Genomic DNA, 10048 nt, shown 5'->3' with positions numbered 1-10048 from the left:
GGGTGCAGCCGCCGCTCGGGCGGCCCGGCCGCGTCCTTCCGCCCGCCCTCGGCCGCCTCCTCCGGTACGGGCGCCGCCTCCGGTACGGATGCCTCCTCGGGTACGCGCCGGGGCTCGTCCCGTACATCCTCTACGTCCCTGGAGGCGCCCGGCGTCGTCACAGCCCCGCCGATCGGGCCTCGCCCAGCTCCGTGAGCCGGTCGCGCAGCCGTTCCGCCTCGGCCGGGTCCAGCCCCGGAATGCGGGCGTCCGTCGCCGCGGCGGCCGTGTGCAGCTGCACGCTCGCCAGCCCGAAGTGCCGTTCGACGGGGCCGGAGGTGACCTCGACCAACTGCATGCGCCCGTACGGCACGACGGTCTCCTCCTGCCACAGCACACCCCGGCTGATCAGCAGGTCGTCCGCGCGCTCGGCGTACCGCCAGGACCGCCAGTTGCGGCCCAGCATCGGCCAGCCCCACAGCAGCACCGCGAGCGGCAGCAGGGCGAAGGCCGCCCAGCCGGGCCCCGCGAGCAGGCCGAGCAGCAGCCCCGTACCGACGGTCAGCAGCCCCAGCCACACCACCAGCAGCAGCCGTCGCATCCTCAGCAGCCCCGGCGGGAGGCCGATCCACACCGGCTCGCCCGCCGCCTGCCCCGCTGTCCGCCCCGCGTTTTCCGAGGTCCCCGTCTCCATGTCGCAAGCGTACGTACGCGACACTGTTCCCATGACTCCTACGACGGGTCCCACGGAGACCATGGTCGGTATCGGCGGCGCCGCGGAGAGCACCGACATGGTGCTCAACATCGGGCCGCAGCACCCGTCCACACATGGTGTGCTGCGCCTGCGGCTCGTCCTCGACGGTGAGCGGATCCAGCACGCGGAGCCGGTGATCGGCTATATGCACCGCGGTGCGGAGAAGCTCTTCGAGGCGCGCGACTACCGCCAGATCATCATGCTGGCCAACCGCCACGACTGGCTCTCCGCCTTCTCGAACGAGCTGGGCGTGGTCCTCGGTGTGGAGCGGATGCTCGGCATGGAGGTCCCCGAGCGCGCGGTGTGGACGCGCACGCTGCTCGCGGAGCTGAACCGGGTCCTGAACCACCTGATGTTCCTGGGGTCGTACCCCCTGGAGCTGGGCGGGATCACGCCGATCTTCTACGCCTTCACCGAGCGCGAGGAACTCCAGCACGTCATGGAGGAGATCTCCGGCGGGCGCATGCACTACATGTTCAACCGGGTCGGCGGCCTCAAGGAGGACATGCCCGCCGGATGGACCGCACGCGCGCGTGCGTCCGTTTCCGGCGTGCGCTCCCGCATGGACCGCTTCGACGACCTGGTGCTCGGCAACGAGATCTTCCGCGGGCGTACGAGGGATGTGGGCGTCCTCTCCCCGGAGGCCGTGCACGCCTACGGAGTGAGCGGTCCCATCGCCCGCGCCTCCGGAGTCGACTTCGACCTGCGCCGGGACGAGCCGTATCTCGCCTACGGGGAGCTCCAGGACACCCTGAAGGTCGTCACACGCCAGGAGGGCGACTGCCTGGCCCGCTTCGAGTGCCTCCTGGAGCAGACCCACGTCGCGCTCGACCTCGCCGACGCCTGTCTGGACCGGCTCGCGGAGCTGCCTCCGGGGCCCATCAACCAGCGGCTCCCGAAGGTCCTGAAGGCCCCCGAGGGCCACACGTACGCCTGGACCGAGAACCCCCTCGGCATCAACGGCTACTACCTCGTCAGCAAGGGCGAGAAGACCCCGTACCGGCTGAAGCTGCGCTCGGCCTCGTACAACAACATCCAGGCGCTGGTGGAGCTGCTCCCGGGCACGCTGGTCGCGGACATGGTGGCGATCCTGGGGTCGCTGTTCTTCGTGGTCGGGGACATCGACAAGTAGGTCGGCGGACGGCGGCAGGACCGCGGTCGGATCGCTGCCGGGGCTCGGATCGCGGCCGGGTCCCCGGGGAAAACGCGCTCTACGTAGAGGGCTGTTCTCCGCCGGGGAGCGGGTTCGGAATTCCAACCGGCTGGAGCAGCCACCCGAAGTCGCCGAGTCCGCCCCGGGCGGTCAGCTCGGCGGCCTCGCCCGCGCCCGCGAGGGCCCGTACGTACGCCGTCGGGTCCGTGGAGGCCAGGCTCAGGGACGGCCGCTCCCCGCTCACCCCGAGCGCGCCCAGGGCCTCCCGCTGGCTCAGCAGCCGTGCCCCGGGCAGGGCGCACGCGTCCAGCGCCACATGCGCGGTGATGTCACAGGAGCCGTCGGGCACGGGTGCGGTCTCCCTGCCCTCCCTGAACCCGGTCAGCGTTCCGAAGGGCGGCCGCGCGCCGGCGAAGTGCGCGTAGTCCACGGCCACGGCGAGACCCCGGCCGAGGGAGGCCACGGCAGTGGCCCAGGCGGCGTCCCTGGGGAGCCCGATCTCGGCGCGGAGGCCTTCGGCAGCCTGACCGTGAAGGCCTTGAGCAGGGCCCTGGAGGCCCGCTGCGGACAGGCGGACGTCCTCCGGCAGGGGCGGGCCGTCCGGAGCTTCGGAGAGCGGCAGCGGGCTGCCTGGAGTCCCGGTGAGCGGCCACCACCTCTCCAGCCACTCCGCCTCCGCCCCGGCCACCGGTTCCCCGAGGACCTCCGTCCCGTCCTCCCGTACGAGAACGAGCCGTGCCGTTCCCTCCGCGTCCACCTCGGCGACGTCCAGGGGCACGTTGTCGAGCCACTCGTTGGCGAACAAGAGGCCCGTGACGCCTGGCGGGGGCTCCGAGAGCCACTCGATTCGGTGATCGACTCCGGCGGGACGGGCGGCCCGTTCCACGGCGTACCCACGCGCGCGGGAGGCCACTTCGGCGGGGAGGGCCTTCAGGACGCCGGTCACCAGCTCCCCGAGGCCCGCGCCCATGTCGACGAAGGCGAGTTCGGCGGGGTGGGCCAGCGCCTCGTCGACGAGGCACAGGAGCCGGGCCACGGCCCCCGCGAACAGCGGTGACGCGTGCACCGAGGTGCGGAAATGGCCCGCGGGCCCCTCCGGGCGGCGATAGAAACCGGAGGGCCCGTACAGCGCCTCCTCGGTCGCCGGGCGCCACCCGCGCACCCCGCCCGCGCTCTCACGCTTCACTGCGCTCACCACTGCTCCCGACCGCTTCCACCGCGTCAGGTTAAGCGCCAAGTCGAATCGGGCCTCCACCTTGGGGAGTACGAGCACCGGTTACGGATCGACCCTCCGGTTGACCCCTGCACACAGCACGCTTCCCTACGCTGGGTTACGTGCAGCGCCTCTATGACTTTCTCCGCAGGCACCCGATGTGGGTCGACGGCTTCTGGGCCGTCTTCCTGCTCGGGATCTCTGTCGTGGGCGGAACCGCGAACCAGGAGGCCACCGGGACCGACCTCCCGGTCGTCGTCATCCCGGTCACCCTGCTTCTCTGCCTGGTGATCGCGCTGCGCAGGCGCATGCCCGAGAAGATGCTGCTGCTGGCCGTCGCCGTGGGAGTGGCACAGCTGGCACTGGACGTGGCGGTGGTGCCGGCCGACTTCGCGCTCCTGGTGATCAGCTACACCGTGGCGTCGAACGGCACGCGCTGGGCCTCCCGGCTCGCCCTGACCGCCGGTCTGTTCGCGGCGCCCCTCTCGCAGCTGCGCTGGCCGGACGGGAACACGAGCGGCGCGGGCCACGTCGCGATAGTGGTCTTCCAGATGGTCCCGTTCGCCCTCGCCTGGGTGCTCGGCGACTCCCTGCGCACCCGCCGCGCCTACTTCGCACAGCTGGAGGAGCGGGCCGCCCGTCTGGAGAAGGAGCGCGAGGCGCAGGCCAAGGTCGCCGTCGCCGCCGAGCGCGCCCGGATCGCCCGCGAGCTGCACGACGTGGTCGCGCACAACGTCTCGGTGATGGTGGTCCAGGCCGACGGCGCCGCGTACGTCCTCGACTCCGCACCCGACCAGGCCAAGAAGGCCCTGGAGACCATCTCCGGGACGGGCCGGCAGGCCCTCGCCGAGATGCGCCGCCTCCTCGGCGTACTGCGCACCGGCGAACACCAGGAGTCCGGCGAGTACGTGCCGCAGCCCGACGTGGAGCAGCTCGACGACCTCGTCGAGCAGTGCCGCACCTCCGGACTCCCCGTCGACTTCAAGATCGAGGGGACCCCGCGACCCCTGCCCAGCGGCGTGGAGCTCACCGCGTACCGCATCGTGCAGGAGGCCCTCACCAACACCCGCAAGCACGGGGGGCCGAACGCGGGTGCGAGCGTGCGCCTGGTCTACTTCGACGACGGCCTCGGCCTGCTCGTCGAGGACGACGGCAAGGGCGCCCCGCACGAGCTGTACGAGGAGGGCGGCGCCGACGGCCGGGGCCACGGCCTGATCGGGATGCGCGAGCGCGTCGGTATGGTCGGCGGCACCCTGGACGCCGGGCCGCGGCCGGGCGGCGGTTTTCGCATCAGCGCCCTGCTTCCCCTCAAGCCGGCCCACTGACACGTGCACGCTTCAGCTCCACGAACCGACCGGAGGACCTTCCCATGCCGATCCGCGTGATGCTCGTCGACGACCAGGTGCTGCTGCGCACCGGGTTCCGGATGGTGCTCGCCGCCCAGCCGGACATGGAGGTCGTGGCGGAGGCGGGCGACGGCGTCGAGGCCCTCCAGGTGCTGCGCGCGACCGAGGTCGACGTGGTGCTCATGGACGTACGCATGCCGAAGCTGGACGGCGTGGAGACCACCCGTCGCATCTGCCAGGACGAGAACCCGCCGAAGGTGCTGATCCTGACCACCTTCGACCTCGACGAGTACGCGTTCTCGGGACTCAAGGCCGGTGCCTCCGGCTTCATGCTCAAGGACGTGCCGCCCGGTGAACTCCTCGCCGCGATCCGCTCCGTGCACAGCGGTGACGCGGTGGTCGCGCCCTCCACCACCCGGCGTCTGCTCGACCGGTTCGCGCCGATGCTGCCCAACGCGGGCAAGGAGCCCCAGCACAAGGAGCTGGAGCGGCTCACCGGGCGCGAGCGCGAGGTGATGATCCTGGTCGCGCAGGGCCTGTCGAACGGCGAGATCGCGGCCCGGCTCGTCCTCTCCGAGGCGACGGTCAAGACCCATGTGGGCCGCATCCTCACGAAGCTGGGCCTGCGCGACCGCGTCCAGGTCGTCGTCCTCGCGTACGAGACCGGTCTGGTGCGGGCCGGGGGCGGGGGCCAGGGCTGACCACCGCCAGGGGACAGGACCGACCACCGTCCGGGGACAGGACCGACCACCGTCCGGGGGCCGGGGCGCGCGTGACCGGGGTGTGATCGGCGACCACCAGCCCCCGGCGTCCTGGAGCGGCTGCCTGAACCGGAGTTCGCCGAGCGTCTGTGGACCGACCACACCACGGTCGCCAGGACCGCCGACCGCATCGCCGTCCTCGCGGGCCTGACCGAGCGCATCCGCTTCGACCGAGCCGCCGCCGCAGCGCGGGTCGGCTCAGCGCAGGATGCCCTCCAGGAAGTCGCTGCCCAGGCGGGCCACCATCGTGACGTCCAGTTGGTGCAGGACGTACCGCCCGCGGCGACGGGTGGTGAGCAGGCCCGCCTTCTTCAGGACACTCAGGTGCCGGGATATCTCGGGCGGCGTCATGCCGTGCGTCTGGGCCAGCTCGCTCGTGGTGAAGGCGCTGCGGGCCAGACTGCGGCACAGGCGCATCCGCACGGGGTGGGACAGGGCCGTCATCCGCAGGGTCAGCTGCTCGACGGAGGGCGGGGCCGCCAGCTCGGGGGAGCCGACCGGGTAGTGCAGCACCGGCTGCCAGCCGTACCGGTGCAGCACCATGAGGTGGGGCCAGCCGAGGCTCGTCGGCACCAGCAGCAGGCTGCTGTCCCGGACCATGGTGTGGCCGCTGCCCAGCTTGTCGACGGTGACGCGGCCGGCCGCCTCGTCCAGCGTCACCGCGGGCGACACCGAGGCCAGCGCCTCGGCCAGGCCCCGGCGTCTGAGCAGGTCCGTCTTGTGGCGGGCGTCCGCGGCGAGCTGGTGGCGCAGCCGGGACCAGGTCTCGGCGAAGAATGCCTCGTCGCAGTCCTCCAGGAACTGCCGCAGCCAGGCACGGATCCTGGGCGGGTCCTCCAGCAGCCGCGCGGTGAACTCCGCCGGCCGCGGTCCGCGCGCGGCGGCCAGCTCCAGTGCGCGCCGACGGGCCCCGCCGTCGGTGAGCGCGCCCGCGCCCTGTGCGTCGTACGGCAGCGCGCAGGTGAATTCGAGGGCCGCGTCCACGAACTGTTCGTCCGTCAGTTTGTCGAGCAGGTCCAGGTCCTCGGCGAGGGTGGCGCCGGGGAGCGTGGTGCCGCCCCCCACCCCCGCATACGGCAGGAAGAGGTCCGAGAAGGTCGTCCGCCACAGGAAGTCGGCCTCGCACATCCGGTCCGCCAGGTGCGGGTCGAGCCGCGCGGTCACCCCGGTCGCCCAGCCCTGCAGCCCGGGATGGTGTCCCGGCTCGGCCAGCGCGTGCAGCGCCATGCAGAGCTCGGCGAGGGGCGAGGGCACGACGGCCACCCGCTCCCTGCGGAGCCCGGAAATGTCGATGGTCACGCTCATGACCTCATGGTGCACCCCGCCACCGACAACGCGGCCGTCGATTGACGACGCCGGTCAATCGACGCGACGCCCCGGCCGGGCGCGCGCAAGCTGGCATCACAGACCGGGGCAACCGCGGGGCCCACGGCGTTCACGTCCGTACCCAGTCCCGAAGAGGCGATCCGCCATGAGCATCACCCAGCAGTACCTCCTGGACACCTACCGCGCCCGGCAGCACGGCGACCCGACCCCGCCGGCCCCCGGCACCCACGACTGGCAGGCCATGCGCGAACTGGCCGACCACCGCCGGTTCCGCGCGGCCCTGACCGGCCGCCCGGCCCGGGGCCGGATACGGGTGGCACTGGCCCGGCTGCTCGGGCACTGAGGCGCACTGAGGGGCCGACTCTTCAGCCACCGGACGGCCCGGCCCCTCAGCGCGGCAGCCGCTCCACGAAGTCGGCGACCGCCGCGCGGACGTCCTGCGCGGTCCACTCCAGCCCCGGCGCGGCCACCGTGACCTCGGTGAACGCCAGACCTGGTCCACCCCGCTCCCAGACCTGCGGGAACAGGCCGGTCCTCGTCTCCTCGGCCTGCAGCGTCCCCGCGTCGGTGAGGGCGTCGGCGTCGTACGGCAGCCAGAGCTGGAACTGGTGGGTGTGCGGCTCCTCGGGGTGGACCCGGGCCCAGGGCACCCCGGCCCCGGCGAACCCCTCGCGCAGGGCCGCGGCGACCACGCGCGCGTGGGCCACGTACTCCGGGAGCCGCGGCAGCTCCTTCTCCAGGCCGATCAGCGCGGACAGGGCGGTGGGGAACTGCTGGAGGATCTGCCCTCCGTAGCGGTGGCGCCAGGCCTTCGCCTCGTCGACGAGCGTCTTCGGGCCCGCGAGGGCGGCGCCGCCGAATCCGTCGAGCGACTTGTAGAAGGACACGTAGACGCTGTCCGCGAGGTCCGCGATCTCGTCCAGGGAGTGGCCGAGACGGGTGGTGCACTCCCACAGGCGGGCCCCGTCGAAGTGCACCACGGCGTCGCGTTCGCGCGCCGCGTCCGTGACGGCGACCAGTTCCTCCCAGGAGGGCAGGACGAAACCGGCCTCCCTGAGGGGCAGTTCGAGGAAGAGCGTCCCGAAGGGCTCCACCAGGTCGCGTACCTCCTCGGCGGAGGGCATCCGCGGCTCGCGTGTGGGATGGACGGTCCGCAGATTGCTGACCGTGCTGAGGGCATAGCGTTCGTGGACCTCCGGGTGGGAGAGGGGATGCATCGCCACCGTCGTACTGCCCGTGCGGCCCGCCCAGCAGCGCAGTGCGACCTGCTGGGCCATCGTGCCCGAGGGGAAGAAGGCGGCGGCCTCCTTGCCGAGCAGAGCCGCGACCCGCTCCTCCAGGGTCTCGACGATCCCGTCGCCGTACATGTCCACCGGCTTGTCCAGGTCGTACACGTCCGGTGCCGCCTCCGTCAGCCGGGACAGCAGCTCACTGACCGTGGAGTGGAAACCGGGCCGCCACAACACCTGCCGCGCCCCTCGCCAGGCGACCCTGCGCCGCTCACGCCGCTGCTCGGCCGTCCCTTCCGCGACCTGCCCGGCCGAACCGTCCGCCGCCCGCTCAGCTGCCGGGTCCGCCGCCCGCTCAGTCGCCTGGTCCGCCGCCTGTTCCACCGCGTGCTCCGTCGTATCGCCCATGCCCGGATCATGCAGGACACGACGGCGACCGGTCATATGAATTCCCCACAGCCTGTGGACAAAAAAACGACCCTCGGACCAATCGCGTTAACATGACGAGAAATCGTCCGGTACCCCGAGCGGACTGGAACGGAAGGCCGCCGTCGAGTGAGTACATTCCCCCAGCCAGACCCCAAGGACCGCCCCGCACGGCTCACCGTCGGTGTGGTCGGCACCGGTCGTGTGGGCCCCGCCCTGGCCGCGTCGCTTCAGCTCGCCGGACACCGCCCGGTGGCCGCCTCCGGGGTCTCCGACGCCTCCCGGCGACGAGCGGCGGAACTGCTGCCCGACGTGCCGCTGGTGACCCCCGAGCAGGTCCTGGAGCGGGCCGACCTGGTGCTCCTGACCGTCCCGGACGACGCTCTGCCCGGACTGGCGGAGGGCCTCGCCGAGACCGGCGCCGTACGGCCGGGACAGCTCATCGTGCACACCTCCGGGCGGTACGGCACGAGGGTTCTGGACCCCATGCTGCGCGCCGGTGCCCTGCCGCTCGCGCTGCACCCCGCGATGACGTTCACCGGCACCCCCGTGGACGTGCAGCGCCTCGCCGGGTGCTCCTTCGGGGTCACCGCGCCCGAGGAGCTGCGCCTGGCCGCCGAGGCCCTGGTCATCGAGATGGGCGGCGAGCCCGAGTGGATCGCCGAGGCCTCCCGGCCGCTTTACCACGCGGCCCTCGCGCTCGGCGCCAACCACCTGGTGACGCTGGTCGCCGAGTCCATGGAGCTGCTGCGCGCGGCGGGCGTCGAGGCCCCGGACCGGATGCTGGGCCCGCTGCTGGGCGCCGCCCTGGACAACGCGCTGAGGTCGGGCGACGCGGCCCTCACGGGACCGGTGGCGCGCGGTGACGCGGGCACGGTCGCCGCGCACGTCGCCGAGTTGCGCAAGCACGCGCCCCAGACCGTCGCCGGCTATCTGGCGATGGCCCGCGCGACCGCCGACCGGGCCCTCGCCCACGGCCTGCTCAAGCCCGAACTCGCCGAGGACCTCCTCGGAGTACTCGCCAACGGGACGGCCGGGACCGCCGGGCCGGGCGGACCGAACGGAACCGACGGAACGAACGGACCCGACGGGCCCGAAGGAGACGCCCGATGACGCGCGCAGGTGCCGAGAACGGAGCCACCCGATGACCACCACCGTGCTGCGCACCGCCGACGAGCTCCACGCGCGCGTGCGCACCGGCCGCCGTGCCGTCGTGATGACCATGGGCGCCCTGCACGAGGGCCACGCGACGCTGATCCGCACCGCCCGTGAGATCGCGGGCGACGGCGAGGTCGTCGTCACCGTCTTCGTGAACCCCCTCCAGTTCGGCGCGGGCGAGGACCTCGACCGCTACCCGCGCACCCTGGACGCCGACGTCAAGATCGCCGAACTGGCGGGCGCGGACGTCGTGTTCGCCCCCTCCGTGGACGAGGTCTACCCGGGTGGCGAACCCCAGGTCCGCATCAGCGCCGGCCCCATGGGCGGACGCCTGGAGGGCTCGACGCGTCCCGGGCACTTCGACGGCATGCTCACCGTCGTCGCCAAGCTGCTGCACCTCACCCGCCCCGATGTGGCGCTGTTCGGGCAGAAGGACGCCCAGCAGCTCGCCCTGATCCGCCGCATGGTGCGCGACCTGAACTTCGGCATGGAGATCGTCGGCGTCCCGACGGTGCGCGAGGCGGACGGCCTGGCCCTGTCGAGCCGCAACCGCTATCTGTCGGCCACCGAGCGCCGTACCGCGCTCGCCCTCTCCCAGGCCCTGTTCGCGGGCGGCGACCGGCACGCCGCCCAGGAGGCCCTGCGCGCGCGTGCCCGTGAGGTGCCCGCCACGCACGCGCGTGCCGCGGCTCTCAGCGCCATC

At 72.7% G+C, this 10048-nt stretch carries 10 protein-coding genes and 1 pseudogene; 7 read left to right on the top strand and 4 right to left on the bottom strand.

Going from position 1 to position 10048, the window contains the following annotated elements; genetic code table 11:
* Positions 1–157: 157 nt before the first annotated feature.
* Entirely contained in the window at positions 158–673 is a 516-nt protein-coding gene (locus O3Q52_RS40775; RefSeq protein ID WP_269653607.1) for a PH domain-containing protein, read from the bottom strand.
* Positions 674–704: 31 nt separating this feature from the next.
* Between O3Q52_RS40775 and O3Q52_RS40770 the strand changes: the two genes are divergently transcribed.
* The gene (locus O3Q52_RS40770) at positions 705–1865 is read left to right on the top strand and encodes an NADH-quinone oxidoreductase subunit D (RefSeq protein WP_269653606.1); all 1161 of its coding nucleotides are present in this window, start codon (positions 705–707) and stop codon (positions 1863–1865) included.
* Between the two features lie 79 nt (positions 1866–1944).
* Here the strand turns inward: O3Q52_RS40770 and O3Q52_RS40765 are convergent, their stop codons facing one another.
* Positions 1945–3081 (bottom strand): SAM-dependent methyltransferase, encoded by a 1137-nt coding sequence (locus tag O3Q52_RS40765; protein ID WP_269653605.1) that lies wholly within the window; start codon positions 3079–3081, stop codon positions 1945–1947.
* Between the two features lie 140 nt (positions 3082–3221).
* Between O3Q52_RS40765 and O3Q52_RS40760 the strand changes: the two genes are divergently transcribed.
* The 3 genes and pseudogenes from O3Q52_RS40760 to O3Q52_RS40750 all read left to right on the top strand — a co-directional run.
* Positions 3222–4424 (top strand): sensor histidine kinase, encoded by a 1203-nt coding sequence (locus tag O3Q52_RS40760; protein ID WP_269653604.1) that lies wholly within the window; start codon positions 3222–3224, stop codon positions 4422–4424.
* Positions 4425–4468: 44 nt separating this feature from the next.
* A complete protein-coding gene (locus O3Q52_RS40755) occupies positions 4469–5146 on the top strand; it encodes a response regulator transcription factor (protein ID WP_190230638.1) in 678 nt (225 codons plus the stop codon).
* Between the two features lie 111 nt (positions 5147–5257).
* Positions 5258–5365, top strand: a pseudogene (locus tag O3Q52_RS40750) (ATP-binding protein); the annotation flags it as partial.
* Between the two features lie 39 nt (positions 5366–5404).
* On the opposite strand, the gene O3Q52_RS40745 reads toward O3Q52_RS40750, so the two are convergent.
* Positions 5405–6511 (bottom strand): DUF5937 family protein, encoded by a 1107-nt coding sequence (locus O3Q52_RS40745; protein ID WP_269653603.1) that lies wholly within the window; start codon positions 6509–6511, stop codon positions 5405–5407.
* A 166-nt stretch (positions 6512–6677) separates the two neighbouring features.
* Between O3Q52_RS40745 and O3Q52_RS40740 the strand changes: the two genes are divergently transcribed.
* Positions 6678–6875, top strand: a complete 198-nt coding sequence (locus O3Q52_RS40740; RefSeq protein ID WP_269653602.1) for a hypothetical protein — start codon at positions 6678–6680, stop codon at positions 6873–6875.
* 46 nt (positions 6876–6921) lie between these two features.
* Here the strand turns inward: O3Q52_RS40740 and O3Q52_RS40735 are convergent, their stop codons facing one another.
* Positions 6922–8169, bottom strand: coding sequence for a low specificity L-threonine aldolase (locus tag O3Q52_RS40735; protein WP_269653601.1), 1248 nt, complete (start codon positions 8167–8169; stop codon positions 6922–6924).
* A gap of 147 nt (positions 8170–8316) precedes the next feature.
* Here O3Q52_RS40735 and O3Q52_RS40730 point away from each other — a divergent pair, with 147 nt between their 5' ends.
* Entirely contained in the window at positions 8317–9300 is a 984-nt protein-coding gene (locus O3Q52_RS40730; RefSeq protein WP_269653600.1) for a Rossmann-like and DUF2520 domain-containing protein, read from the top strand.
* Positions 9301–9331: 31 nt separating this feature from the next.
* Positions 9332–10048, top strand: a 717-nt coding sequence (gene panC / locus O3Q52_RS40725) for a pantoate--beta-alanine ligase (protein WP_269653599.1), incomplete at its 3' end; no start/stop codon positions are given.

The organism is Streptomyces sp. ActVer (assembly GCF_027270795.1).
GTDB classification, from domain to species: Bacteria; Actinomycetota; Actinomycetes; order Streptomycetales; family Streptomycetaceae; genus Streptomyces; species Streptomyces umbrinus_A.
The sequence above is the reverse complement of the archived record's forward strand: the minus strand, read 5'-3'. Positions and strand labels throughout refer to the sequence as shown.